The 24,559-nt window shown below is 64.5% G+C and carries 23 protein-coding genes; 14 read left to right on the forward strand and 9 right to left on the reverse strand.

Translation table 11 applies throughout. From position 1 onward, the window contains the following. Positions 1 to 115: 115 nt before the first annotated feature. Positions 116 to 493: a VOC family protein gene (locus tag ACVWYP_RS18425; RefSeq protein WP_035630932.1), complete on the reverse strand. Its 378-nt coding sequence runs from the start codon at positions 491 to 493 to the stop codon at positions 116 to 118. A 451-nt stretch (positions 494 to 944) separates the two neighbouring features. Next, positions 945 to 1,727 (reverse strand): SDR family NAD(P)-dependent oxidoreductase, encoded by a 783-nt coding sequence (locus tag ACVWYP_RS18430; RefSeq protein ID WP_035630930.1) that lies wholly within the window; start codon positions 1,725 to 1,727, stop codon positions 945 to 947. A 151-nt stretch (positions 1,728 to 1,878) separates the two neighbouring features. On the opposite strand from ACVWYP_RS18430, the gene ACVWYP_RS18435 reads away from it, so the two are divergent. Genes ACVWYP_RS18435 through ACVWYP_RS18445 form a run of 3 tightly spaced genes read left to right on the forward strand, consistent with a single transcriptional unit; the run spans position 1,879 to position 4,085 of the window. Further along, positions 1,879 to 2,670 (forward strand): enoyl-CoA hydratase/isomerase, encoded by a 792-nt coding sequence (locus tag ACVWYP_RS18435; RefSeq protein ID WP_018270541.1) that lies wholly within the window; start codon positions 1,879 to 1,881, stop codon positions 2,668 to 2,670. Next, positions 2,667 to 3,650, forward strand: a complete 984-nt coding sequence (locus ACVWYP_RS18440) for a phosphotransferase family protein (protein ID WP_304499315.1) — start codon at positions 2,667 to 2,669, stop codon at positions 3,648 to 3,650. The genes ACVWYP_RS18435 and ACVWYP_RS18440 overlap by 4 nt, the downstream gene beginning before the upstream one ends. A 60-nt stretch (positions 3,651 to 3,710) precedes the next feature. Next, the gene (locus ACVWYP_RS18445) at positions 3,711 to 4,085 is read left to right on the forward strand and encodes a DUF6285 domain-containing protein (protein WP_304499316.1); all 375 of its coding nucleotides are present in this window, start codon (positions 3,711 to 3,713) and stop codon (positions 4,083 to 4,085) included. A gap of 273 nt (positions 4,086 to 4,358) precedes the next feature. Here the strand turns inward: ACVWYP_RS18445 and ACVWYP_RS18450 are convergent, their stop codons facing one another. Further along, complete coding sequence (locus ACVWYP_RS18450; RefSeq protein ID WP_028331766.1) at positions 4,359 to 5,138, reverse strand: enoyl-CoA hydratase-related protein; 780 nt, start codon at positions 5,136 to 5,138, stop codon at positions 4,359 to 4,361. Between the two features lie 220 nt (positions 5,139 to 5,358). On the opposite strand from ACVWYP_RS18450, the gene ACVWYP_RS18455 reads away from it, so the two are divergent. Both ACVWYP_RS18455 and ACVWYP_RS18460 read left to right on the forward strand, forming a co-directional pair. After that, positions 5,359 to 6,633 carry an acyl-CoA dehydrogenase family protein gene (locus ACVWYP_RS18455; RefSeq protein WP_028338741.1) on the forward strand — a complete coding sequence of 425 codons (1,275 nt, stop codon included), beginning with the start codon at positions 5,359 to 5,361 and terminating at the stop codon, positions 6,631 to 6,633. A gap of 27 nt (positions 6,634 to 6,660) precedes the next feature. Then, the gene (locus ACVWYP_RS18460) at positions 6,661 to 7,134 is read left to right on the forward strand and encodes a GFA family protein (protein WP_304499317.1); all 474 of its coding nucleotides are present in this window, start codon (positions 6,661 to 6,663) and stop codon (positions 7,132 to 7,134) included. Between the two features lie 193 nt (positions 7,135 to 7,327). Here ACVWYP_RS18460 and ACVWYP_RS18465 read toward each other — a convergent pair whose 3' ends face one another. Both ACVWYP_RS18465 and ACVWYP_RS18470 read right to left on the reverse strand, forming a co-directional pair. Further along, positions 7,328 to 8,908, reverse strand: coding sequence for a fatty acid--CoA ligase (locus ACVWYP_RS18465; protein ID WP_304499318.1), 1,581 nt, complete (start codon positions 8,906 to 8,908; stop codon positions 7,328 to 7,330). 252 nt (positions 8,909 to 9,160) lie between these two features. Then, entirely contained in the window at positions 9,161 to 10,036 is an 876-nt protein-coding gene (locus ACVWYP_RS18470; protein WP_225641612.1) for an SDR family oxidoreductase, read from the reverse strand. A 100-nt stretch (positions 10,037 to 10,136) separates the two neighbouring features. Here ACVWYP_RS18470 and ACVWYP_RS18475 point away from each other — a divergent pair, with 100 nt between their 5' ends. The 3 genes from ACVWYP_RS18475 to ppc all read left to right on the forward strand — a co-directional run bounded on the left by ACVWYP_RS18475 (position 10,137) and on the right by ppc (position 15,688). Further along, positions 10,137 to 10,949, forward strand: a complete 813-nt coding sequence (locus tag ACVWYP_RS18475; RefSeq protein WP_028338738.1) for a crotonase/enoyl-CoA hydratase family protein — start codon at positions 10,137 to 10,139, stop codon at positions 10,947 to 10,949. 143 nt (positions 10,950 to 11,092) lie between these two features. Next, on the forward strand, positions 11,093 to 12,637 hold the full coding sequence (locus ACVWYP_RS18480) for an acyl-CoA synthetase (RefSeq protein WP_304499319.1): 1,545 nt from the start codon (positions 11,093 to 11,095) through the stop codon (positions 12,635 to 12,637). A gap of 243 nt (positions 12,638 to 12,880) precedes the next feature. After that, complete coding sequence (gene ppc / locus ACVWYP_RS18485) at positions 12,881 to 15,688, forward strand: phosphoenolpyruvate carboxylase (protein WP_304500248.1); 2,808 nt, start codon at positions 12,881 to 12,883, stop codon at positions 15,686 to 15,688. Between the two features lie 139 nt (positions 15,689 to 15,827). On the opposite strand, the gene ACVWYP_RS18490 is transcribed toward ppc, so the two are convergent. From ACVWYP_RS18490 to ACVWYP_RS18505, 4 genes are all read right to left on the reverse strand, one after another. After that, positions 15,828 to 16,940, reverse strand: coding sequence for an SMP-30/gluconolactonase/LRE family protein (locus ACVWYP_RS18490; RefSeq protein ID WP_141339454.1), 1,113 nt, complete (start codon positions 16,938 to 16,940; stop codon positions 15,828 to 15,830). 170 nt (positions 16,941 to 17,110) lie between these two features. Further along, positions 17,111 to 18,025 (reverse strand): SDR family oxidoreductase, encoded by a 915-nt coding sequence (locus tag ACVWYP_RS18495; RefSeq protein ID WP_028338734.1) that lies wholly within the window; start codon positions 18,023 to 18,025, stop codon positions 17,111 to 17,113. 109 nt (positions 18,026 to 18,134) lie between these two features. Beyond that, complete coding sequence (locus tag ACVWYP_RS18500; protein ID WP_304499320.1) at positions 18,135 to 19,274, reverse strand: thiolase C-terminal domain-containing protein; 1,140 nt, start codon at positions 19,272 to 19,274, stop codon at positions 18,135 to 18,137. Positions 19,275 to 19,278: 4 nt separating this feature from the next. Beyond that, the gene (locus ACVWYP_RS18505) at positions 19,279 to 19,692 is read right to left on the reverse strand and encodes a Zn-ribbon domain-containing OB-fold protein (protein WP_016841161.1); all 414 of its coding nucleotides are present in this window, start codon (positions 19,690 to 19,692) and stop codon (positions 19,279 to 19,281) included. Between the two features lie 230 nt (positions 19,693 to 19,922). Between ACVWYP_RS18505 and ACVWYP_RS18510 the strand changes: the two genes are divergently transcribed. The 6 genes from ACVWYP_RS18510 to ACVWYP_RS18535 are packed head-to-tail and all read left to right on the forward strand — an operon-like array spanning position 19,923 to position 24,480. Next, positions 19,923 to 20,552: an ABC transporter substrate-binding protein gene (locus ACVWYP_RS18510; protein WP_456684125.1), complete on the forward strand. Its 630-nt coding sequence runs from the start codon at positions 19,923 to 19,925 to the stop codon at positions 20,550 to 20,552. Next, the gene (locus ACVWYP_RS18515; RefSeq protein WP_456684309.1) at positions 20,536 to 21,171 is read left to right on the forward strand and encodes an ABC transporter substrate-binding protein; all 636 of its coding nucleotides are present in this window, start codon (positions 20,536 to 20,538) and stop codon (positions 21,169 to 21,171) included. The genes ACVWYP_RS18510 and ACVWYP_RS18515 overlap by 17 nt, the downstream gene beginning before the upstream one ends. A gap of 45 nt (positions 21,172 to 21,216) precedes the next feature. Next, entirely contained in the window at positions 21,217 to 22,140 is a 924-nt protein-coding gene (locus tag ACVWYP_RS18520; protein WP_092083307.1) for a branched-chain amino acid ABC transporter permease, read from the forward strand. Next, positions 22,133 to 23,053 carry a branched-chain amino acid ABC transporter permease gene (locus ACVWYP_RS18525; protein WP_038386389.1) on the forward strand — a complete coding sequence of 307 codons (921 nt, stop codon included), beginning with the start codon at positions 22,133 to 22,135 and terminating at the stop codon, positions 23,051 to 23,053. Before ACVWYP_RS18520 ends, ACVWYP_RS18525 begins: the two co-directional genes overlap by 8 nt. Continuing rightward, a complete protein-coding gene (locus tag ACVWYP_RS18530; protein ID WP_038386390.1) occupies positions 23,043 to 23,771 on the forward strand; it encodes an ABC transporter ATP-binding protein in 729 nt (242 codons plus the stop codon). The genes ACVWYP_RS18525 and ACVWYP_RS18530 overlap by 11 nt, the downstream gene beginning before the upstream one ends. Beyond that, on the forward strand, positions 23,761 to 24,480 hold the full coding sequence (locus ACVWYP_RS18535; RefSeq protein ID WP_057015727.1) for an ABC transporter ATP-binding protein: 720 nt from the start codon (positions 23,761 to 23,763) through the stop codon (positions 24,478 to 24,480). The genes ACVWYP_RS18530 and ACVWYP_RS18535 overlap by 11 nt, the downstream gene beginning before the upstream one ends. The last annotated feature ends 79 nt before the right edge of the window (positions 24,481 to 24,559 follow it).

Genomic DNA, 24,559 nt, shown 5'->3' on the forward strand with positions numbered 1-24,559 from the left:
CGCGCGCGGCGCCAAGCGCGAGCACCGATTTTTCGATCGCCCCTACCGCATCGCGGAATTTCGCGACGGCGTTTCAAACGTTGTTTGAACGCCGCCGCGGACGACGCTCGGATCGTCAGACCATCCGGTGCATCGCGCAGATCTTGTTGCCGTCGAGATCGCGCAGATAGGCAAGGTAGAGCTTCACGCCAGAACCTTCCCGTACACCCGGCGGGTCCTCGCAAGGCTTGCCGCCATTGGCGACGCCGGCCGCGTGCCAAGCCTCGACCTGCTCCGGCGAAGAGCAGGCAAAGCCGATCGTGCCGCCATTGGCATGCGTCGCCGGTTCGCCGTTGATCGGCTTGGACACCATGAAAATGCCGGCCTTGGTGAGGTACATGATGCGGTGACCGTCGACCCGGGCCGGCCGGACATCGAGCGTGCCAAGCAGCGCATCATAGAACGCCTTGGCCTTGTCCAGATCGTTGGTGCCAACCATCACGTGTGAAAACATCTGAAATATCCTCCCTGCTTGTTAAAAGCCGCCTCATTGCGTCCCTTGCGGCTCAAACGCTAGCAGCAGTTTTGCCACGACGGAAGCAACGCTGCGTCGCGCGTTGCTCTACCCGTCACTCTGCGGCCGTCATTCCGCGCCACGCAACTGCGCATCCCCGCGCGACGCTGCGATCGGCGCCGGGCTTTCCCTGTGCCCTCTGCTTTGGAGGAGGCAAGTAGACGCAAGACTTGGACGCAGCAGCGCCGCAAGGATGTGGATGCATGATGATTCACAGGCCGCGCCACATACTCGCTGTCGTCCCGGGCAAGCGCAGCGCGACCCGGGACCCATAACCACCGTTGCACATTGGGTGAGACGCTATGGCCCCAGCCTGCTTCGACAACCGCGCCCTGTGGTTATGGGTCCCTGCTTTCGCAGGGACGACATCAGTGTTGCGGCAAGAGCCAACTCAGAACGCCGTGTACCCGCCGTCGATCACAAAACAATCCGCCGTATGATAGGACGACGCCTTGCTCATGATGTAGACGGCGATGCCGCCAAAATCGCTCGGCTCGCCGAAGCGGCGCACCGGGATTCGCGGCATCACATTGGCGACGAATTTGTCGTTGGCCATGATGCCGGCGGTCATGTCGCTCTTGATCCAGCCGGGCAGGATCGCGTTCGCGGTGACGCCGTGGCGCGCGAGCTCGACGCCGAGTGCGCGGCACAGCGCGTTCAGCGCCGCCTTGGTGCCGGCATAGTGCTCGTTGCGCGCGGTGCCGAACAGCGAGGCGAGGCTCGAGGTCGCGACCAGCCGGCCGAACTTGTCGCCGGCCTCGGCGCGGTCGGTCATGTGGCGTGCCGCAGCCTGGAATACGTGAAACACGCCGTCGAGATTGGTCGCGAACATCTTGCGCCATTCTTCCTCAGTGCGGTCGATGAAGGCTCTTCGTCCGCCGCCGCCGATGCCGGCATTGGCGAAGCAGCCGTCGACGCGGCCGAAGGTGTCGAGGGTTGCCTTCATCGCGGTCTTGACCGAGCCGGGATCGCTGACGTCGCAGAATTGCGTCGCGACCTTGCCGGGGCCGGCCTTCATCGAGGCCGCGGCGTTGGCGTTTTTTTCCGCGTTGCGGCCCCAGATCGAGACGTTGCAGCCGGCGGCGTTCAGCGCCTGCGCGATGCCGAGGCCGATGCCGCCATTGCCGCCGGTGATGACAGCGACGCGGCCGGTGAGATCGAAGATGCCACTCATTGGGGTTTCCATTTGGTTTGGTGCGCGCTAATCACGCGTTCACGGATGGGCTTGCCGCCGACCATGGACAAGCCCGGCACAAAAATCAAATATGGGTCGAAGCATCGACCTACCGCGGTACCAACCGCCGAAACAACGTGAAGAGGAAACCATGCAGTTCAAACACGTCACGCTCGACTTCGACGGATCGGTCGCGATCCTCAGGCTCGACCACCAGGAAGTCATGAACGCGGTCTCGATCGACATGCTCGGCGGGCTTGCGGAGGCACTCGATGCGATCGACGACAAGCGCGACGAGGTGCGCTGCCTGGTGATCACGGGTGCCGGCCGCGCCTTCTGCACCGGCGCCAATCTGCAGGGCCGCAACCAGCAGAAGCCCGGCAAGAGCAATGCCGGCGCGGCGCTGGAGACCGCGTTCCATCCGTTCCTGCGCCGATTGCGTAAGTTGCACTGTCCGATCGTGACGGCGGTGAACGGTCCGGCCGCCGGCGCCGGCATGAGCTTCGCCCTGATGGGCGACCTCATCCTGTGCGCGCGCTCGTCCTATTTCCTGCAGGCGTTCCGCCGCATCGGCCTGGTGCCGGATTGCGGCTCGACCTGGCTGTTGCCGCGGCTGATCGGCAAGGCGCGCTCGGTCGAGCTGTCGCTGCTCGGCGAGCGGCTGCCGGCCGAGAAGGCGCTGGAGTGGGGTCTCGTCAACCGCGTCTATGACGACGCCGCGCTGATGGAAGAAACCATGAAGCTCGCGCACGATCTCGCCAACGGCCCGACGGTGGCGTTGTCGCTGATCCGAAAGCTCTATTGGGACAGCCCGGAAAATACCCTCGAGGATCAGCTCAATCTGGAATTCGAGTCGCAGCGCCTTGCAGGTAGTGCCGAGGATTTCAAGGAAGGTGTCACCGCATTCCTCGAGAAGCGGCCGGCGAAGTTCAAGGGCAAATGATCGAGACCGAGCTCACCCGCTGCGTCGCCTCGTTTCATCCAGGCGCAACCGGCGTCACCGGCGCCGCAAAGCTCTCCGGCGGCGCCAGCCAGGAGACCTGGACGTTCGACATCGTGCACCCGAACGGCAATGTCGGCGCGATCCTGCGCCGCGCGCCGCCGGGCTACGGTGCCGCGCCGGGCCGCGCCGCCGGCCTCGATGCCGAGGCGACGCTGATGCAGCTCGCGCATGACGCGGGCCTGCCGTCGCCGAAGGTGATGCATGTCTTGAGGCCGGAGGACGGCCTTGGCCGCGGCTTTATCATGGCGCGGGTCGAAGGCGAGACCATCGCGCGGAAAATTTTGCGCGACGAGGAATTCGCCGGCGCGCGGCCGATCCTCGCGCGCCAGCTCGGCCGCGTCATCGCCGGCATCCATGGCCTGCCGCAGGCGAAATTGCCCAAGCTGCGCGGCCTGACGGCGACCAAGGAGATCGAGGATCTCGCCCGCGAGTATCACAGCTTCAACTGGCCGCGGCCGGTGTTCGAGCTGGCGCTGCGCTGGCTGCGCGATCACGATCCCGGTCCGTCGTCCGAGGTGACGCTGGTGCACGGCGATTTCCGCCACGGCAACCTGATCATCGGCCCCGACGGGGTGCGCGCGGTGCTCGACTGGGAGCTCGCGCATACCGGCGATCCCATGGAGGATCTCGGCTGGATCTGCGTGAACTCCTGGCGCTTCGGCGAGATCGACAAGCCGGTCGGCGGCTTCGGCACACGCGAAGATCTGTTCGCAGGCTATGCAGAAGCCGGCCGCAAGGCCGACCCCGACCGCGTGATGTTCTGGGAAGTGATGGGCACGCTGCGCTGGGGCGTGATGTGCTGCGGCATGATGCAGCGCTTCCGAAGTGGCCCGGACCACTCGATGGAGCGCGCGATGATCGGGCGGCGCGCGTCGGAAACCGAGATCGATCTGTTGCGCTTGCTGGCGCCGCGCGCATGATCCCGAAAAGTGGAGGCCGGTTTTCGGAATCGATCATGCGCAAGAAAGAGAGCAAGTGACATGCAGGACGAACCGACACCCACGGAGCTGATCAAGGCCGTCGCCGATTTCCTGCGCAGCGAGATCGCGCCCGTGATCAAGGGGCACAACGGCTTCAAGCTGCGCGTCGGCATCAACGCGCTCGATCTGGTGACGCGGCAGCTCGCGCTCGCCGAGGCCGGCGATGCGACCGAGGCCGCGCGGCTGAAGCAATTGCTGGGTACCGACGGGACGCTGATGGAGCTGAACCGCGTGCTGTCGGACAAGATCGCAGGTGGCGAGGTCGATCTGAAAACGCCGGGGCTATCGGAGCATCTGTGGCAGACCACGCTGGACAAGCTCGCCGTCGACCAGCCGAACTACGCATCCTACAAGCGGGAACTGGAGACCAAGTAGGATGGGTAGAGCGAAGCGAAACCCATCACGACGCGGCGAGAGCGCTGATGGGTTTCGCTGCGCTCCAATAACCTCACCGTCGTCCCGGCCTAGTGCGCAATTGCGCACGGGGGCCGAGACCCATAACCCCAAATCTCACTTGTGGTGCGATGCTGGGGCTACAGCCTTTCATCCACAATTCACATAGGTGGTAATGGGTCCCGGCCTTCGCCGGGACGACAGGGGAGACAGCCATGCGCTCACCTCCCCGCCATTGAGGTGCGGACGAAGTCTTTACCGCCCCAGCCACTTCGGCGGCCGCTTCTCCGAAAACGCCTTCGGTCCCTCGATGTAATCCTGCGAGGCGGCCATCGCCTTCACCGCCGGATAGTCGCGCTGCTCGGCCAACGCCTGCTCGAGCGAGACTTCGAGGCCCTTCTGGATCGCCTGCTTGGAGGCGCGGATCGACATCGGCGAGTTCTTGGTGATGGTCTCGGCCCAGCGCTCGGCGGCTGCCAGCGCCTCGCCCTGCGGCACCACCTCGTTGACGAAGCCGAGTTCGAGGCCTTCCTTGGCGCTGACATGGCGCGCGGTCAGGATCATGCCCATGGCGCGCTTCAGCCCGATCTGGCGCGGCAGCCGGTGCAGGCCGCCAGCCAGCGCCGCGAGGCCGACGCGCGGCTCGGGCAGGGCGAAGGTCGCATTCTCGGAAGCGATGATCAGATCGCATGCCAATGCGATCTCGAAGCCGCCGCCCATCGCGACGCCGTTGACGGCGGCGATGATCGGCTTGTCGCAGTCGAAGCGGGTGGTGAGGCCGGCAAAGCCGCCCTTGTCCCAGCCGCGCTTGCCGCCGGCGGCCTGCCATTTCAGGTCGTTGCCGGCGCAGAACGCCTTGTCGCCGGCGCCGGTGACGATCGCCACCCACTGCTCCGGGTCGGCGGAGAAGTCGTCGAACACCTTGTTGAGCTCGAAATGCGCATCGATATGCAGCGCGTTGTAAACCTCGGGCCGCGACAGCGTCACGATGGTGATGGGACCCTTGCGCGTCACCTTGGAGAATTTCAGATCCATGTTTGCTCCCGTCGATTTTCTGCCGCGAAGAATATGGCCACTATCCTAGCGCCTGCGCGTCGTTCCGTGCCATCCAATTACGCAACGCGACCGCGCGTGCAAGCCTCAATGGCCTGCTTGACTTGGCCGCGCGCTTCTCACCTTAATCGATCCGAACGCGGATGCGCGACAGCGTCTAGACGCAAAATCAGAATCAACAATATTTCCGGGAGAGACCGCCTTGGATTTCAATCTGCCGGCTGACCTGACAGCCTATCTCGCCGAGCTCGATCGCTTCATCGAACGCGAGATCAAGCCGCTGGAAGAGGCTGATGACAACATCCGCTTCTTCGACCATCGCCGTGAATGGGCGCGCACCGATTTCGACAAGGGCGGCCTGCCGCGCCATGAATGGGAGCTGCTGCTGCGCAAGGCCAAGAACCTGGCCGATGCGGCCGGCCATCTGCGCTTCGCGATCCCGAAGCGTTACGGCGGCAAGGACGGCTCCAACCTCTGGATGGCCGTCATCCGCGAACACTTTGCCTCAAAGGGTCTCGGCCTGCACAACGATTTGCAGAACGAGCATTCGATCGTCGGTAATTTGCCGATAGTCACCATGCTCGACCGCTATGGAACCGACGAGCAGAAGGCGATGATCGACGGCTCGATCACCGGCAAGTACCGCATCACATTTGGTCTCACCGAGCCCGAGCATGGTTCCGACGCCACGCATATGGAGACCAGGGCGGTGCAGGCCACACGTGACAACGTCAAGGGCTGGATCATCAATGGCGAGAAGATGTGGACGACCGGCATGCATGTCGCGACGCACTGCGCGCTGTTTGCCCGCACCTCGGGCAATGACGGCGATGCGCGCGGCATCACCTGCTTCCTGGTGCCGGCGAAATCGGCGGGCGTGAAGGTCGAGGAGTATATGTGGACCTTCAACATGCCGACCGATCATCCGCGCGTCAGCTTCACCGACGTGTTCGTGCCAGAGGATGCACAGTTCGGCGAGGTCGGCCGCGGGCTGTCGCTGGCGCAATGCTTCGTGCACGAGAACCGCATCCGCCAGGCGGCGAGCTCGCTTGGCGCTGCGGTCTACTGCATCAATGAGAGCGTGAAATATGCCCGCGAGCGCAAGCCGTTCGGCAAGGCGCTGGCCGAGAACCAGGCGATCCAGTGGCCGCTGGTCGAGCTCGCGACCCAGGCCGAGATGCTGCGGCTGTTGATCCGCAAGACCGCCTGGGAGATGGATCAATTGACCCAGGCGCAGGTCGAGCACACGCTGTCCGACCGGGTCTCGATGTGCAATTTCTGGGCAAACCGTCTGTGCTGCGAGGCCGCTGACCGCGCGATGCAGGTGCATGGCGGCATGGGCTATTCGCGCCACAAGCCGTTCGAGCACATCTACCGCCATCACCGCCGCTATCGGATCACCGAAGGCAGCGAGGAAATCCAGAAGCGCAAGGTGGCGGGCTTCCTGTTCGGTTACATGGGAGCCGGCAAGCACTAGGGAATTAAACAAAGGAGGCGGTACGACATGGAAGGTGGATGCACTTGCAGAAATGTCCGCTACCGCCTGACCGGCAGGCCGCTGATCGTGCACGCCTGCCATTGTACATGGTGCCAGCGCGAGACCGGCACCGTGCATGCGCTCAACGCGATGTACGAGGCCGAACGGGTCGCACACATCGCGGCCGAGCCCGAGATCGTCGACACGCCGTCGGCGAGCGGCAAGGGGCAGAAGATCGCGCGCTGCCCCATCTGCAAGGTCGCGGTGTGGAGCAATTATCCGGGCGCGGGACCGGCGGTGCGCTTCGTCCGTGTCGGCACGCTGGACGATCCGAGCCAGTGTCCGCCGGATGTCCACATCTTCACGTCGTCGAAGCAGCCCTGGGTGACGTTCCCGCCGGGCGCGAAAGTGTTCGCCGAGTATTACGATCGGAAAGAGGTCTGGCCGAAAGAGGCGCAGGAGCGCTGGGGCATCTTGCGGGAGAAGATGAAGAAGGCGTGATGCGTATCTCGCTCCATCGTCGTCCCTGCGAAAGCAGGGACCCATAACCACAAGTGGCCGTTGATGGAGAGGGATGTGGCGCCAGTATCGCACCACCACGAACAGCGGTGGTTATGGTCCCGGCTCGCGCGGAGCCTGTCATCGGGCGGCGCTTCGCGCCGACCCGTTGGCTTGGCCGGGACGACAGAGAGGGCTAATTCACCTGCCGGTCCTTGCCCGCCCAATACGGTTCACGCAGGCTCCGCCGCAAAATCTTGCCCGACGGGTTGCGCGGCAGCGCCGGGATGAAGTCGACCGATTTCGGCGTCTTGTAGCCGGCGATCCGTTCGCGCGTGAAGTTGATGATGTCGGTCGCCGTTGCGCTCTTGCCCGGCTTCATCACCACCACGGCCTTCACCGCCTCGCCCCATTTGTCGTCGGGGATGCCGATCACGGCGGCTTCCGCCACGTCAGGGTGGTCGCACAGCGCGCTCTCGACCTCGGCCGGATAGATGTTCTCGCCGCCGGAGATGATCATGTCCTTGATGCGGTCGTGGATGTAGAGATAACCATCCTTGTCCATGTAGCCGGCATCGCCGGTGCGCAGCCAGCCGTCGCTATTGATCGTGTGCGCGGTGGCTTCGGGCAGATTCCAGTAGCCGGCCATGTTGGAGCCGGAGCGGGTCGCGATCTCGCCGACTTCACCCGGCGGCAGCGGTTTGCCGTCGCCGTCGAGGATCGCAAGCTCGATGCCGGGCAACGCCTTGCCGGCCGAGCGCATGCGATCGAGCCCCTCGATGTGATCCTCCGGCGGCAGCGCGACGATGGTGCCGGTGGTCTCGGTCATGCCGTACATCTGCACGAAGCCGCATTTGAAGACCTCGATGCACTCCTTCAGCAGCGCCGCCGGAATCGGGGAGGCGCCATAAAGCATGTATTTCAGGCGGGAGAAGTCGACCTGCCGCGCGCGCGGCTGCCGCACCACGAATTGCATCGCGGCCGGCACCATGAACAGCTTGGTGATGCCGGACTGCTCGAAGAAGTCGAGCACCTTGGTCGGGTCGAACTCGCGCGCGATCACGCCGCGGGCGCCGTGATAGAGCCCCATCACGCCCCAGCCGGAGCCGCCGATGTGGAAGATCGGCATCGCGACCAGCGAGACGTCGTCGGTGGTCCAGCGGTTCCATTCCGGCTTCTCGGCCTCGTTGCCGCTCTGCACGAGGTTGAGGAAATTGGCGTGCGACAGCATCGCGCCTTTCGGCTTGCCCGTCGTGCCCGAGGTGTAGAGCTGGATTGCGATGTCCTTTGGCTCGATCGCAACGCGCGGGTCGTCGCCGCCCTGCGCATCGCGCCAGGCGAGAAAGTCGGGCCATTCCGGCGCGCCGCCTTCGGTCGTGATAATGGTGCGGACGCTCGGCAGCTTGTCGCGGATGTTGCGCGCCTGCGTGACGAATTCGGGGCCGACGAACAGCACGGGGGCCTTGCAGTCGTCGACGATGAAGGCGACCTCGGGGCCTGCCAGGCGCCAGTTCACCGGCGCCATCACCACGCCGGCCTTCATCGCGCCCATCAACAGCTCGAAATAGAAGTCGCTGTTCTTGCCGAGATAGGCGATCCGCTCGCCCTTCTTGACGCCCATCGCGATCAGCGCGTTGGCGACGCGGTTGGTCTTGATGTCGAACTCGGCGAAGCTGGTTTGCCGTCCCTCGAATTCATAGGCCAGCGCAGCGCCGCGACTCCTGGCGCGGTCGCGCACCATGTCGGCAAGGTTGGTCAGTTTCGGCGCGTCGGACATGTTTCCCCCGTGACGTCTTGTTTTGATTGCGCGGAGTGTGGCGGCATCCGGCAGCAAAGACAATACGGAGGGGCGTCCACGATCCATCCACATCGTCGTCCCGGGCAAGCGAAGCGCGACCCGGGACCCATAACCACAGGATCGAGTTGTCGAGTGCGCTGTGGCCCCAGCGTGCTCGGTAGCTTTGAGCGGTGGTTATGGGTCCCTGCTTTCGCAGGGACGACAGTAGTGATTGAGGAGCAAGCGCGGGCTTCAGCCCCGCGCCGCGCGGTCCTTCTCGTTCTGGGCCTTGATCGACTCGCGCGCCTTGGTCCAGTCGTCGTCGCTCCAGTCGCGCAGCTGATAGAAATTGCCGCCCATCGCGAGCGCCTGCGCGCCGTCCATGGCGATGGTCTCGCCGTTGATCCAGTCGCAGCCGCCGGAGATCAGGAACACCGCGAGGTTCTGCAATTCCTCCATGGTGCCGACGCGGCCCATCGGGTTCATCGCCTTGGTCCGCGCGCCGGCCTCGTCGCCGGGCTTGATACGCTTGCTCATGCCCTCGGTTGGGATCTCGCCGGGCGCGATGGTGTTGAGGCGGATGCCGTGACGGCCCCATTCGATCGCGAGCGACATGGTCATGGCGTGGATCGCCGACTTGCTCATCGCCGATGGCACCACGTAGGGCGAGCCGTTGCGCACCCAGGTCACGGTGATCGACACCACGTTGCCGCGATGCCCGCCGGCGATCCAGCGCCGGCCCACCGCGTGCGTCACATAGAAGGTGCCGTGCATCACGATGTTGGCGACCGCATCGAAGCCGCGCGGCGAGAGCTCCTCCGAACGCGAGATGAAATTGCCGGCGGCGTTGTTGATGAGATCGGTGAGCGGACCGCTGGTGGTCCAGATCGCCTCGATCATCTCGTCGACCGCCATGGCGTTGCGGATATCGACGCCGTGGCTGACCACGCGCCCGCCATACTCGGCCATCAGCTCGGTCGCGGTTTCATCGCAGACGCTCTTGCGGCGGCCGCAGATATGCACCTCGGCCCCGAGCTGCAGGAACCGCGAGGCCATGGACTTGCCGAGGCCGGTGCCACCACCGGTTACCAGTATGCGCCGCCCGGCAAGAAGCTGATCAGAGAACATCGTTTCCTCCACGGGGGTTGTCAGTTAATTGGTCGATTGACTAAAAGCGGACAACGGCCTTTCTGTAAAGCGCCAACAAGGAACAGCGGAGGAGATTTCAATGGAAGATCGCGTTTCGATATCGATTTCGGACGGTATCGCCGATGTCCGCCTGGTGCGGGCGGACAAGATGAACGCGCTCGATGCCGCGATGTTCGAGGCGTTGGTGGCCGCAACCGACCGGCTTTCCAGGGAAAAAGCCGTTCGGGTGGTGGTGCTGTCCGGCGAGGGCCGGGCGTTCTGCGCCGGCCTCGACATGGGCCGTTTCGCCGCCATGAAGGATGGCGGTAACGGAGTGCCGGGCGGCGAGAAGCGCGATCTCACCATCCGCACCCACGGCAAGGCCAATTTCCCGCAGCAGGCGGTCTGGGGCTGGCGCCAGCTTCCGGTGCCCGTGATTGCCGCGGTCCACGGCGTCGCGTTCGGCGGCGGGTTCCAGCTCGCGCTCGGCGCCGACATGCGCTTCCTCTCGCAGGATGCACGGATGTCGATCATGGAGATCAAATGGGGCCTTGTGCCCGACATGGCGGGCACGCCGATCCTCGCGAGCCTCGTGCGCGACGACATCCTGCGCGAGCTCACCTATACCGGCCGTATCTTCTCGGCGCAGGAGGCCCAAAGTTACGGCCTTGCCACCCGCGTCTGCGACGACCCGCGCGCCGCGGCGCTCGAGGTCGCGCGCGAGATCGCCGGCAAGAGCCCGGATGCGATCCGTGCCGCCAAGCGCATGCTCAACAATCTGTCGGTCGATCCGGCGGCCGCGCTGCTCGCGGAGTCGGTCGAGCAGCAGAAATTGCTCGGCAGTCCGAACCAGACCGAATCCGTGCGCGCCAATCTGGAGAAGCGCGCGCCAAGGTTTGCGGATGCGGGGTAGCGACCACCGCGTCATTCCGGGATGGTGCGTTAGCACCAGACCTCAGATGCGTACTGCGCATCGGGGAATCTCGAGATTCCGGGTTCGCGCTTTGCGCGCCCCGGAATAACACCTCCAACCCGACGAAAGATCGGACAACGACAATGGAAACGTCCCAGCCCTTCCTCGGCATCGTCAGCGGCGGTCGCCGGCGCGATCACGCTGCGGTGGCCGAGCGCGCCGACCGTATTGCCAGCGGCCTCAACGAGCTCGGCGTCAAGCCGGGCGACAGCGTCTGCATGCTGATGCGCAACGACATCGCCTTCATCGAGGCTGCCTATGCCGCGATGCGGCTCGGCGCCTATGGCGTGCCGATCAACTGGCACTTCAAGCCGGAGGAGATCAACTATGTGTTGACGGATTCCGGCACGCGCGTCCTGATCGGTCATGCCGACATGCTGCATCCGCTGCGCAGTGCGATCCCGCCCGGTGTCATCGTGCTCAGCGTGCCGACGCCGCCGGAAATCCTCGCCAACTACAAGATCAATCCCGACCATCTGGCGACGCCGGATTTCGCGATCGATTTCGAAGCCTGGCTGGCGCAATTCCCGCGCTATGACGGCCCAGTGGTGCCGGAGCCGCAGAACATGATCTACACCTCGGGCACGACAGGCCATCCGAAGGGCGTGCGCCGCTTCGCGCCGACGCCGGAGCAGACCGCCAATGCGGAAGCGATGCGCGCGATGATCTACGGCCTGAAGCCCGGCGCACGCGCGATCCTGCCGGGACCGCTCTATCATTCCGCGCCGAATTCCTTCGGCTTGCGCTCGGGCAAGCTCGGCGGCGCGCTGGTGCTGATGCCGCGCTTCGACGCGGAGGAGTTTCTGCAGCTGATCGCGCGCGAGCGGATCGACACCATCTTCATGGTGCCGACGATGTTCATCCGCCTGATGAAGCTGCCCGAGGACGTGCGCCGGAAGTACGACGTCTCGTCGCTGCGCCATATCATCCATGCCGCCGCGCCCTGTCCGCCCGATGTCAAGCGCGCCATGATCGAATGGTGGGGGCCGGTGATCTATGAATTCTACGGCTCGACCGAGTCAGGCGCGGTCACCTTCGCCAATTCCGAGGACGCCCTGAAGAAGCCCGGCACGGTCGGAAAGATCTCGCCCGGTGCCGAGCTCCGCTTCGTCGGCGACGACGGCAAGGAGGTGCCGCAAGGCCAGATCGGCGAGATCTATTCGCGGATCAAGGGCAATCCCGATTTCACCTATCACAACAAGGCCGAGAAGCGCGCCGAGATCGACCGCCAGGGATTCATCACCTCGGGTGACGTCGGCTATATCGATGCCGACGGCTATGTCTTCATCTGCGATCGCAAGCGCGACATGGTGATCTCGGGTGGCGTCAACATCTATCCGGCCGAAATCGAGGCGGTGCTGCATGCCGTCCCCGGCGTGCACGACTGCGCGGTGTTCGGCATTCCCGATGCCGAGTTCGGCGAGGCGCTGATGGCGGTGGTCGAGCCGCAGCCCGGCGTCGTGCTCGACATTGCCTCCGTCCGCGCCCAGCTTAAGACTGCGCTCGCAGATTACAAGGTGCCCAAGCACATTGAGATCCAGACCAACCTGCCGCGGGAGGATTCCGGAAAAATCTTCAAGCGCCGGCTGCGCGATCCGTATTGGGAGCGGGCGGGGCGGAGAATTTAGGGCCGCAAACTCGCTGTCGTCCCGGCGAAGGCCGGGACCCATAACCACGAGTGGCAGTGTTGTGCAACGCTGCGGCCGCAACCGGCCATGCCACAGCCGCCTGTGGTTATTGGTCCCTGCTTTCGCAAGGACGACGGCAGTGGTGCACCGCCACCAAGTTCATCTTGCGCTGCGGCAAAAAAAGCGCACACTCGGGGGGAGCCGGGCAGCCTCCGGAGTAGCGAAGCCATGTCTCCCCAGGTAATGCCTCCCCAGACCATGCCGTCCGAGACGGAAATCCGCGCCAAGCGTGCCGCGGAGGCCAGCCTTCTGGAAGCTACTGCGCAGGAGGAGGATGCGCGGCTGCGGAACGACATCCGCCTTTTGGGGCGCGTCCTCGGCGACACCGTGCGCGACCAGGAAGGGGCCGATGTATTCGACCTGGTCGAGCGCATCCGCCAGACCTCGGTTCGCTTCCATCGCGACGAGGACAAGCTGGCGCGGCGGGAACTGGAGAGCATCCTCGACGGCATGTCGATTGCCGAGACGCTGCAGATCGTCCGCGCCTTCAGCTATTTCTCCCACCTCGCCAACATCGCCGAGGATCAGAACAACATCCGCCAGATGCGCAGCCGCGGCCCGAGCGGGGCGCCGCGGCCGAGCACGCTGGAACAGACGCTGGTGCATGCCCGCCACGCCGGCATCAGCCCGGCCGATCTGCGCAGCTTCTTCAGGAGTGCACTCGTCAGCCCGGTGTTGACCGCGCATCCGACCGAGGTCCGCCGCAAGAGCACGATGGACCGCGAGATGGAGATCGCGGATCTGCTCGACCGCCGCGAGCGGCTGCAGATGACGCCGGACGAGAGCGAGGCCAGCGACGAGCAGCTGCGCCGCGCGGTGGTGACGCTGTGGCAGACCAATCTGCTGCGCCGGACCAAATTGACCGTGCTCGACGAGGTCGCCAACGGCCTTTCGTTCTACGACTACACCTTCCTGCAGGAAGTGCCGCGGCTGCATTGCGCGCTGGAGGACCGCCTGAACAAGGAGGGCGGCGAGGCCGGTGAACTCGCATCCTTTCTCAGGATGGGAAGCTGGATCGGCGGCGATCGCGACGGCAATCCCTTCGTCACCGCGGAGGTGATGCGCGGCACGCTGCGCCTGCAGTCGAGACAGGCACTCAACTTCTACCTCGAGGAGCTGCATGCGCTTGGCGCCGAATTGTCGCTGGCGGCGCATCTCGCCGACGTCTCGGACGAGCTGCGGAGCCTCGCCGAGCGCTCGCCCGACACCTCGCCGCATCGCAGCGGCGAACCGTATCGTCTGGCCGTATCGGGCATCTATGCGAGGCTTGCGGCGACCGCCTCTCGGCTCGAGGTCGAGACCACCCGGCCGCCGGTCGGCAAGGCCGAGCCCTATGCGAGCGCCAGGGAATTCCAGGCCGATCTCGACGTGCTCAACCGCTCGCTGATTGCGAACAATTCCAGCGTGATCGCGCGCGGCCGGCTGCGGCTGTTGCGGCGGGCGGTGGATTGCTTCGGCTTCCATCTGGCGCGGCTCGACATCCGCCAGAACTCGGCGGTGCACGAGCGCACCATCGCCGAGCTGTTCGATACCGCCAATCCGGGGATGTCCTATCTGGCGCTCGGCGAGGACGCCCGCGTCAGCCTGCTGCTCGGCGAGCTGCGCAATGCACGGCCGCTGGCCTCGCCCTTCGTGAAATATTCCGAGGAGACCCAAAGCGAGCTCGCCGTGTTCCGTGCCGCGGCCGAGGCGCATGCCAGGTTCGGGCCGGAGGTGATCTCCCAATGCATCATCTCGATGTGCCAGGGCATGTCCGACATGCTCGAGGTCGCGGTGCTCTTGAAGGAGGTCGGGCTCGTCAATCCGTCCGGCCGCAGCGCCGTCAACATCGTGCCGCTGTTCGAGACCATCGAGGATCTGCAGGCCTCCAGCGGCATCATGGACCGCATGCTGGTGCTGCACGATTATCGCAAGCTGGTCGACAGTCTCGGCAGCGTACAGGAGGTGATGCTCGGCTACTCCGACAGCAACAAGGATGGCGGCTTCGTCACCTCGGGTTGGGAGCTCTACAAGGCCGAGATCGGCCTCGTCGAGGTGTTCGAGCGCCACGGCGTGCGCTTGCGCCTGTTCCATGGCCGCGGCGGTTCGGTCGGCCGTGGCGGCGGCCCGAGCTATGATGCGATCATCGCGCAGCCCGGCGGCGCCGTGAACGGCCAGATCCGCATCACGGAGCAGGGCGAGATCATCTCGTCGAAATATTCCAATGCCGAGGTCGGCCGCAGCAATCTGGAGATCCTCGCCGCGGCGACACTGGAAACCAGCCTGCTGCAGCCGCGGCAGAGCGCGCCGCGCCCCGAATATCTCAAGGCGATGGAGGAGATTTCCGCGCTGGCCTTCAAGGCCTATCGCGGCCTCGTCTATGAGACGGAAGGCTTCGCCGATTATTTCTGGGGTTCGACCGTCATCAACGAGATCGCGACGCTGAACATCGGCAGCCGCCCGGCCTCGCGCAAGAAGACCCGCGAGATCGAGGACCTGCGCGCCATCCCGTGGGTGTTCTCCTGGGCGCAATGCCGGCTGATGCTGCCGGGCTGGTATGGCTTCGGCAGCGCGGTCGAGAGCTGGATATCCGGGCATCCCGAGCAGGGCATGGCGTTCCTGCAGGAGCTCTATCGGGAATGGCCGTTCTTCCGCACGCTATTGTCCAACATGGACATGGTGCTGGCGAAGAGCTCGATCGCGATCGCCTCGCGCTATGCCGAGCTGGTGCCCGACGTCGCGTTGCGCGAGAAGATTTTTGGCCAGATCCGCCGCGAATGGCACCTGTCGATCGAGACGCTGCTCGACATCATGGGGCACGACCGGCTGCTGCAGGGCAACCCGCTGCTGGAGCGCGGCATCCGCAACCGCTTCCCTTACATGGATCCGCTCAATCACGTGCAGGTGGAGCTGCTCAAGGAGTATCGCGCGCAGAACCCGGACGAGCAGGTGCTGCGTGGGATTCAGATCACGATCAACGGGATCTCGGCGGGGTTGAGAAACAGCGGATAGCCACAGCGTCGTCCCGGCGAACGCCGGGACCCATAACCACGACCGGTTGTGTTGCGAGAAGCTGGAGCCCCAGCCTTTCAAACAATCGGCACCGGTGGTTATGGGTCCCTGCTTTCGCAGGGACGACAGCGTGTTTGCATCAACAGTTGTGCGCGCCCTTCGTCTCCACATAGACCGCGTAGAGCGATTGGCTTGCCGTCATGAACAGGCGGTTGCGCTTCTTGCCGCCGAAGGTGAGGTTGGCGCAGGTCTCCGGCAGCAGGATCTGGCCGATCCGCTGGCCGTCGGGCGCAAACACCTGCACGCCGTCATAGCCCGGTCCGACCCAGCCGGCGCCGACCCAGATATTGCCGTCGACGTCGACACGCAGGCCGTCCGGGAAGCCTGACTTGCCGTCCAGCGTCATGTCGATCAGCGTGCGCGGGTTGGAGAGCTTGTCGCCGTTGAGGTCGTACTGCCAGACGATGTTCTTGGCGTTCGGGTAATGCGTGGTGCCGGTGTCGCAGACATAGACCTTCTTGTAGTCGTGGCTGAAGGCGATGCCGTTCGGCTTGAACGGCTCGTCGGCGACCTTGGTGATCTGGCCGGTCGCAGCATCGATGCGATAGACGGCTTCCTTCTGGTAGGGCTGCTTCGATCCGGTGTTGGCCAGTTGGCCCTCATAGATCGAGATCGCGCCATAGCCGGGATCGGTGAACCAGATCGACTTGTCGTTGGGATGCACGACCATGTCGTTCGGCCCGTTGAGCTGCTTGCCATTGGCCTGCTCCGCCAAGGGCGTGACGGTTCCGTCGTGCTCGTAGCGCACCAGCCGGGTGCGCTCGGCGGTGATCTGGCGGCCCTCGAAATCGAAGGTCGAGCCGTTGGCCTCGTTCGACGGCTTGTGGAATTGCTCGGAGATGTGGCCGTCGTCGTCGAGATAGCGCAACTGCCGGTTGGCCGGGATATCGCTCCAGACCAGATACTGGCCCTGCGCGTTCCAGGCCGGGCCCTCCGCCCACAGGCAGCCGGTGTAGAGCCGCTTGATCGCGGTGTTGCCGACCTTGGCCTTGAAGCGCTTGTCGTCGATCACGACGATGTCTGGATCGGGATAGCGCTGCGGTTCCGCGTTGGGGCCGAAGTCGCGCGCTGCGGCATCGGATGCGGCCATCGCGGTTGCAGCAAGCGCGGTTGCGCCGCGCAAGATTGTCCGACGGTCGAACGCCTTCGCACCGTCGCCCTCGTGTTTCTGAATGTTGCTTGGATTTGTCACGAAAGTCCTCCCAGGCTTTTTTGTTATCGGGAGGACGATCATACCCCCGCAATTCTGGCACAATGCGGGCACGCCATGATGAAACAACCAAAGAGTGTGTCGCCCCCGCTGTTACGCGGAGGCGACTGGTTCATAAAACTGTCAGATCAGATCGGACGATCAGATCAAGTTCAGATCGGATCCCACGTGAAGACGTCGGCCGAGCGGTCGAGCTTGGCGAACGATCCCTTCAGCGCCGGCATGCCGTGTTCGGCAATGGTCTCGGGCGTCCAGCCTTCGCCACGATGAACCGAGCGCACCGGACGATGCTGGCCGAACAGGAAGATCTCGTTCATGCGCACGCCGAAGATCTGTCCGGTGACGTCCTTGGCCGCGTCCGACAGCAGATAGGCGCAGACCGGCGCGATCTTCTCCGGGCCCATCTGCTTGATCTTCTCGACGCGCGCCTTCTCGGCGTCGGTCTCGGTCGGGATGGTGCCGATCATGCGGGTCCAGGCGAACGGCGACACGCAGTTCGAGCGCACGTTGAAGCGGCCCATGTCCAGCGCGATCGATTTCGACAGGCCGACGATGCCGAGCTTGGCGGCGGCGTAGTTGGCCTGGCCGTAATTGCCGATCAGGCCGGACGTCGAGGTGAAGTGCACGAACGAGCCTGACTCTTGCTCGCGGTAGATGCGTGCCGCGGCGTGGCTGACATAGAATGAGCCCATCAGATGTACTTTGATGACGGCCTCGAAGGCTTCCACGCTCATCTTGTGGAAGATCATGTCGCGCAGGATGCCGGCATTGTTGACGACGCCATCGAGCCGGCCGAAATGGTCGGTCGCGGTTTTCACGATCTTGCTGGCGGGGATCGCTTCCGCCACCGACTCGAAATTGGCGACCGCGGTGCCGCCCCGCTTCTTGATCTCCTCGACCACCTCCTCGGCGGGCGCGGCGCTCGAGCCGCCGCCGTCAGCGGCGCCGCCGGGATCGTTGACCACGACCTTGGCGCCTTCCGCCGCGCAGAGCAGCGCGATCTCACGGCCGATGCCGCGGCCCGCGCCGGTGACGATGATGACTTTATCCTGCAGTGATTTTGCCATGTCGCTTCTCCTGGTTTGCTCTCCGTCATTCCGGGATGGTGCGAAGCACCAGACCCGGAATCTCGAGGTTCCGGGTTCGCGCTTCGCGCGCCCCGGAACGACGGAGTTGTTACTTCTCGTTCGTAAAGATGATCGTGCCACTTGCGGCGAACATGCCGCCGACGCCGTGACAGACCGAGATCTTCGCGTTCGGCACCTGCGCCGGCGCGATGCCGCGCATCTGCCGCACGCTCTCCTGCAGCGCGTACATGCCGTACATTCCGGAGTGCATGTAGCTGAGGCCGCCGCCATTGGTGTTGAGCGGCAGCTTGCCGCCGGGGCGGGTATTGCCGTCGGCGATGAACTTGCCGGTCTCCTCATAAGGCATGAAGCCGAGATCGCCGAGGCCGTAGAGCGGCAGATGCGCGAAGGCGTCGTAGATCATCAGATGATCGACATCCTTGTGGGTGATGCCGGCCTCCTTGAAGGCGAGGGGGCCCGCCACCTTGAAGGCGCGCGATGAGTCAAACGTCTTCATCTGGCTGACCATCGGCGTCTCCACGCTCTCGCCGGTGCCGAGGATGTAGACCGGCTTGTTCGGGAAATCCTTGGCGCGGTCGGCCGAGGTGAGGATCAGCGCGCCGCCGCCGTCGGTAACGAGGCAGCATTGCAGCAGCCGGAACGGATAGGCGATCATCCGCGAGTTCAGGACGTCGGCGACCGTGATCGGATCCTTCATGGTCGCGCGCGGATTCTTCGCCGCCCATTCGCGCTGCACCACGGCGACCTTCGCAAGTTGCTCATGCGTGATGCCGTGCGTCTTCATGAAGCGCAGCACGGGAATCGGGAACATGCTCGGTGGCCCGTAAACGCCGAACGGCGCCTCGAACTGGCCGTTGAGGCTGTCGGCCGGCGTGAAGCGCGGCTGCTTGCCGATCATCGACTTGCCGCTCTCGGCATGGGTGATCAGCACGGTCTTGCAGAGGCCGGCCTCGATCGCGGCGGCGGCGTGGCGGACATGCAGCATGAAGGAGCAGCCGCCGACCGAGGTGCCGTCGACCCAGGTCGGCGTGATGCCGAGATAATGCGCCATCTGCTGCGGGGTCTCGACCGCGGTGGCGAAGCCGTCGATGTCGGACAGCTTCAGGCCGGCATCCGCGATCGCATTCAGCGCCGCGTCCGCGTGCAGCTGGATCTGCGACATGTTCGGGATGACGCCGAGTTCGGTGGTTTCGGCCGCACCGACGACGGCAACCTGGTTCCTGCGCATCACATTACCCCTTTGCCGGACGGAACAAGGGAAGGGTGATCTTGTCGTCGAGCGCCTCGAAGGCGACCTCGAGCCGCATGTCGAGCTCGAGCGCTTCCGGCGTCTGCGGACAATCGATGATGTTGCTCATCATGCGCGGGCCTTCGTCGAGCTCGACGACCGCGATCGCATAAGGCGGCGTGAAGCCGGGCGCTGCGGGACGGTGGTTGATGACGTAGCTGTAGAGCTTGCCCTTGCCGCTGGCCTTGAAGATCGAGACCTTGCGCGAGGCGCAGGAGGGGCAGAACGGCCGCGGCGGAAAGTAGACATTGGCGCAGGCATCGCAGCGCTGCAGGCGCAGCTCGCCGGCCTTCGTGCCATCCCAGAAATGCTGGGTCTCCGGTGTCGGCTTTGGTTTCGCGCGCGCGGGCTCGGCCATGTCTGATGTCTCCTCCCGAAATTGTTACGATCTTGATGCGACATTGAACCAAGGCCCGTCAACGGTCCATCCATGCTCCGCGCAGCGGCCTGTGTCCCGCGCATGCCGCATATTCCGCCCCTCGCACAATTGCTAAGGCCGCGATGCTTGTGTCGCTCCGATCCGGCGCGTAGAAGGGCCGCGTCCAAGATACGTCAAGACACGTTCAAGATAGCCGGGAGGAACATATCATGCTGAGGATCATCGGCGCGGCACTCGCTGCCAGCCTCGCATTTGCTACGCAGGCAATGGCCGCCGACGCACCGTCGGAGATCAAGATCGGCACGCTCTATGCGTCGTCGGGGCGCTACGCCTCGATCTCGATGCCGGTCTACAGCTCGTTGAAATTGTGGGTCGAACAGAAGAACGCCGAGGGTGGCGTGTTCGTGAAGGCGTTCGACAAGAAGATCCCGATCAAGCTCGTCTCCTATGACGACCAGAGCAACACCGCGACCGCCGCGACGCTTTATAATCAGCTCGTCACCCAGGATAAGGTCGACCTTCTGGTCGCCGATTCCGGATCGGTGCTGACGGCGCCCGCGGTCGCGATCGCGCGCGACCACAAGATGTTCCTGTTCGACCAGACCGGTACCGGCGCGAGCTTCTTCTCCAAGGACAATCCCTACATCGCGCTGATGGCCGATCCGGTGTCGACGGTGTGGCCGAAGCCGGTCGCTGACTTCATCAGCCATGACGGCCCGGGCCTCGGCATCAAGAAGGTCGCCATCCTCTATTCGACCAACGAGTTCACCGGCACCCCAGGCCAACGCGTTCCGCAAGTTCGTCAAGGAGTCCGGCGCGCCGATCGAGATCGTCTATGACCAGGGCGTTCCGACCGAGACCACCAACTACAACGTCATCATCAACAACATCAGCAACGCCAATCCGGACGCGGTGATCCATTTCGGCTATGCGCCGAACGACATCGCCTTCCTGCGCAACGTCCAGGACGTCGGCACCAAGTTCAAGATGCTGTTCGCGATCTATGCCGGCCTCGAGACCGAATTGCTCGAGAAGAATGTCGGCGCCAAGGGCCTCGAGCACATCTGGACCTATGTGCCGCCGTCCGAATTGGACTATCCCGTCAATTTCGGGATGAACATGAAGGATTTCCGCGCCGCCTGGACCAAGAAATACAACGACGGCAAGATGGAGTTCGGCTTCAACGCGGTGGCCGGCTACACCACCGCGCTGGTGATCGAGAAGACGCTGTCGGTTGCGACCAGTCTCGAGCAGATGGAGCTGCGCCGCGCGGTGTTCTCGCTCAGCGGCCAGCTCAAGACGCTGGACGGCACCTTCGCGCTGGACGAGACGGGCGGCCAGATCGGTGAATTGACGCCGCTCGGCCAGCTCACGGTCGACGAGCACGATCACATCAAGTTCGTCTCGATCTATCCGCACGAGACCGCCACCGGCAAGCCGATCTATCCGGCGCCGTGATGCAGGTGAGTGCGGCGGGCGTAACCTTCGGCGGCGAGCGGTAGCATGACCTATGCGCTCGTTGCCGGCGTGCTGTTCGGGCTGTATTTCAGCCTGGTCGGCATCGGTCTCAATCTCGTGTTCGGCGTCATGCGCATCGTCAACCTTGCGCATGGCGACATCCTGATGCTCGGCGCCTTCATCGCGCTCGGCGTGGTCGGCATCGCCGGCGTCGACCCGCTGTTCGCGGTGCCGCTCGCCTTCGTGGTGTTCGTGCTGGTCGGCGTGCTGCTGTACTGGGTGCTGGTGCCGCGGCTGCAGGGCTCGGCCAATCCGGAAATGCTGTCGATCATCCTGTTCTTCGGCCTGTCGCAAGTGATCGAGGCCGTCACCACGATCTTCGCCGGGACCAGCGAACGATCGATCCAGAGCCGGCTGCTCGGCACCGTGTTCACGACCATCAAGGTGAAGTGGTTCGGCGGCAAGGCCGGCGGCGCAGGGCCGATCCAGATTTTCGGCCAGGGCTTTCCTGCGCCCTGGGTGATCGCGGCGATCACCAGCCTGATCGCGATCGCGCTGGTCTACCTCTATCTCTACCACACCCGGCTCGGCACCCTGACCCGCGCGGTGATGTCGCGCCGTGACGAGGCGCTGGCGACCGGCATTGATGTCGATCGCGTCTCGGCGGCGGCGTTCGGCATCGGGCTCGGCATCGCGGCGGTCGCCGGCGTGTTCGCGCCCTTCATGTTCGGCTCGGTGACGCCGGCGTTCGGCGCCGACGCGACCGTGACGTCGTTTGCGATCGTCGTGCTGGGTTCGCTCGGCAATCCGCTCGGCACCGCGCTCGGCGGCGTCGTCTACGGCCTGTGCTACATGCTGGTGCAGACCTATCTCAGTTCCTGGGCCGACTTGCTGCCCTATGTGTTGTTGATCGTGATCCTGTTGTTGCGCCCGAGCGGTCTGCTCGGAAGGCGGGTGCGCGTTGCATAATGCATCGAAGCACCTGCTGTTCATCCTGGCGCCGCTGGTGGTGGTGTTCGCGCTGCTGCCCGGCGTCTATCAAAACCATCTGCTGCTGTTCAACTTCGTGATCTTCCTGATCCTCGCGCAGGGCGTGAACATCATCTATGGCTTCACCGGCTATCTGCCGTTCGGTTATGTCGGCTTCTTCGGCGCCGGCGCCTATGGCTTCGCCATCATGGTGATGCATCTGCAGACGCCCGCACCGCTCGCCGTGCTGGTCGGCGGCGTCGTGGCGGTTGCGCTCGGCCTGTTGCTGACGCCGCTGCTGCGGCTGTCGGGCGCGTATTTCGCGATCGCCAATCTCGCGGCCTCGCTCGCGGTGCTGCATTTCGTCGCCAACCCGGCGCTGGAAGGCATTACCAAAGGCCCCTACGGCGTCTCGCTCACCGGCACCTTCAACCCGACCCACGCCTACTATGCCGCCGTCGTCGTGATGGCGCTGACGGTCGGCGCGGTGGTCTATCTGAAGAACTCGCCGTTCGGGCTGGCGCTGCAGGCGGTGCGCGAGGATGCGGTGTCGGCCTCGATGGCCGGCGTCAATATCGTGAAGATGCGGGTGATTGCCTGGCTCGCCTCGGCGCTGGTCGCGGGCCTCGCCGGCGGCATCTACGCGTGGTACGTCTCGGTGTTCTATCCCGACAACGTGTTCTCCGGCGAGTTCTCGATCTTCGCGATCGTGTTCGCGCTGTTCGGCGGCGTTGCCACCATCACCGGCCCGATCGTCGGCGTGCTGATCCTCTACGGCATCTACAATCTGATCGGCTTTACCACGCCGCAATATTTCCAGCTGATCTATGGCCTCCTGATCATGGGCCTGGTGCTGTTCCTGCCCGCAGGACTGGTGTCGCTGGCAACCCGCAGGGGGTGGCATGTCCCCTGAGAAAACCCCGATCCTCAAGGTCTCGAAGCTGGTGAAGCGCTTCGGCGGTTTCCATGCGCTCGACGGCCTCAGCTTTCACGTCGTGCCGGGCGAGATCCTCGGTCTGGTCGGTCCGAACGGCTCCGGCAAGACCACGGCGATCAATGTGATCTCCGGCCTCTATGCGCCCGATGGCGGCGAGGTTGTGTTCGACGGCGCGTCCGCCGGCGGCGTCGCCTCGCACAAGCTCGTTCACCGCGGCATCAACCGCACCTTCCAGGTGCCGAAGCCGTTCCTGTCGCTCACGGTACGCGAGAACATCCAGGTGGCGCTGGCTTATGGCGGCGCGACCGGTGCGCCGTCGATCGCCGAACTGCTCGAGGATTTCAGGCTGAAGGAGGTTGCCGACCGTCCGGCCGCCGATCTCAACAGCGCCCAGCAGAAGATGCTCGATCTGACCCGCGCGCTCGCCACGCGGCCGCGGCTGTTGCTGCTCGACGAACTCGCCGCCGGCCTCAACCCGGCGGAGCTCGACTGGATCGCCGGCCGCATCAAGGCCTTGGCCGCGACCGGCATGGCGATCATCGTGGTCGAGCATCTGATGGGCTTTATCGAGCAGATCACCGACCGCGTCATCGTGCTCAATGCGGGCAAGGAGATCTTCGAGGGGACGCTGGCGACCGCGGTGCGCGAGCCGCAAGTGATCGAGGTGTTTTTGGGAGGCGAGCATGCCCACTGATGCGGTGTCGCTTCTGGACACGAGGGGCGTCGATGCCGGCTACGGCACCATGCAGGTGCTGTGGGGCGTCGATCTCGACGTCCGCCCCGGCGAGACCGTGCTGCTGCTCGGCGCCAACGGCGCGGGCAAGACCACGTTCCTGAAGTCGCTGGTCGGCCTGATCGAAGCCCGCAGCGGCCACATCAAGCTCGGCGGTGAGGACATCACCAGGATGCGCTCGTCGGACCGCATGAAGCGCGGCATGACCTACATGTCGGAGCTTGCGGTGTTTCCCGACCTGTCGATCGAGGAAAATATCCGCGTCGGCGCGCAGGCGCTGGGCCATGCCAATCCGGGGGCGCGGGTCGACGAATTGTACGGCCTGTTCCCGGTGCTGCGCGACAAGCGCCGCGATCCCGCGTCCAGCCTGTCCGGCGGTCAGCGCAAGATGCTCGGCATCGCCAAGGCGCTGTCGGCCGAGCCGAAGCTGCTGGTGATGGATGAGCCCTCGGCCGGGTTGTCGCCGCTGTTCGTCAAGGAGGTGCTGCGCGCCTTGTCGAGCCTGCAGGGCCGCGGGCTGGCACTCTTGATCGCCGAGCAAAATATCGGTTTCCTCGAGATTGCCACCCGCGTATTCGTGCTGGAAGGCGGGCGGATCCGCTTCTCCGGCACGGTTGCCGAGATGAGCGGCAATGAAGAGCTGCACCGCGCCTATTTCGGGCTGAAGTGATGCGAGGTGAGGGGCCACGCACACTGGAAATCGACCTCGGTTCGGGCGACAATCAGCTGCAAGCCATGAAGTGCAAGCC

The sequence above is a fragment of the Bradyrhizobium sp. USDA 3262 genome (assembly GCF_054060035.1).

Bases quoted from the DNA above. Each gene is read 5' to 3' on its own strand.
- ACVWYP_RS18425 (WP_035630932.1), bottom strand. From the start codon at position 493: ATGTTTTCACACGTGATGGTTGGCACCAACGATCTGGACAAGGCCAAG.
- ACVWYP_RS18430 (WP_035630930.1), bottom strand. From the start codon at position 1,727: ATGAGTGGCATCTTCGATCTCACCGGCCGCGTCGCTGTCATCACCGGC.
- ACVWYP_RS18435 (WP_018270541.1), top strand. From the start codon at position 1,879: ATGCAGTTCAAACACGTCACGCTCGACTTCGACGGATCGGTCGCGATC.
- ACVWYP_RS18440 (WP_304499315.1), top strand. From the start codon at position 2,667: ATGATCGAGACCGAGCTCACCCGCTGCGTCGCCTCGTTTCATCCAGGC.
- ACVWYP_RS18445 (WP_304499316.1), top strand. From the start codon at position 3,711: ATGCAGGACGAACCGACACCCACGGAGCTGATCAAGGCCGTCGCCGAT.
- ACVWYP_RS18450 (WP_028331766.1), bottom strand. From the start codon at position 5,138: ATGGATCTGAAATTCTCCAAGGTGACGCGCAAGGGTCCCATCACCATC.
- ACVWYP_RS18460 (WP_304499317.1), top strand. From the start codon at position 6,661: ATGGAAGGTGGATGCACTTGCAGAAATGTCCGCTACCGCCTGACCGGC.
- ACVWYP_RS18465 (WP_304499318.1), bottom strand. From the start codon at position 8,908: ATGTCCGACGCGCCGAAACTGACCAACCTTGCCGACATGGTGCGCGAC.
- ACVWYP_RS18470 (WP_225641612.1), bottom strand. From the start codon at position 10,036: ATGTTCTCTGATCAGCTTCTTGCCGGGCGGCGCATACTGGTAACCGGT.
- ACVWYP_RS18475 (WP_028338738.1), top strand. From the start codon at position 10,137: ATGGAAGATCGCGTTTCGATATCGATTTCGGACGGTATCGCCGATGTC.
- ACVWYP_RS18480 (WP_304499319.1), top strand. From the start codon at position 11,093: ATGGAAACGTCCCAGCCCTTCCTCGGCATCGTCAGCGGCGGTCGCCGG.
- ppc (WP_304500248.1), top strand. From the start codon at position 12,881: ATGCCTCCCCAGACCATGCCGTCCGAGACGGAAATCCGCGCCAAGCGT.
- ACVWYP_RS18495 (WP_028338734.1), bottom strand. From the start codon at position 18,025: ATGGCAAAATCACTGCAGGATAAAGTCATCATCGTCACCGGCGCGGGC.
- ACVWYP_RS18500 (WP_304499320.1), bottom strand. From the start codon at position 19,274: ATGCGCAGGAACCAGGTTGCCGTCGTCGGTGCGGCCGAAACCACCGAA.
- ACVWYP_RS18505 (WP_016841161.1), bottom strand. From the start codon at position 19,692: ATGGCCGAGCCCGCGCGCGCGAAACCAAAGCCGACACCGGAGACCCAG.
- ACVWYP_RS18510 (WP_456684125.1), top strand. From the start codon at position 19,923: ATGCTGAGGATCATCGGCGCGGCACTCGCTGCCAGCCTCGCATTTGCT.
- ACVWYP_RS18520 (WP_092083307.1), top strand. From the start codon at position 21,217: ATGACCTATGCGCTCGTTGCCGGCGTGCTGTTCGGGCTGTATTTCAGC.
- ACVWYP_RS18530 (WP_038386390.1), top strand. From the start codon at position 23,043: ATGTCCCCTGAGAAAACCCCGATCCTCAAGGTCTCGAAGCTGGTGAAG.
- ACVWYP_RS18535 (WP_057015727.1), top strand. From the start codon at position 23,761: ATGCCCACTGATGCGGTGTCGCTTCTGGACACGAGGGGCGTCGATGCC.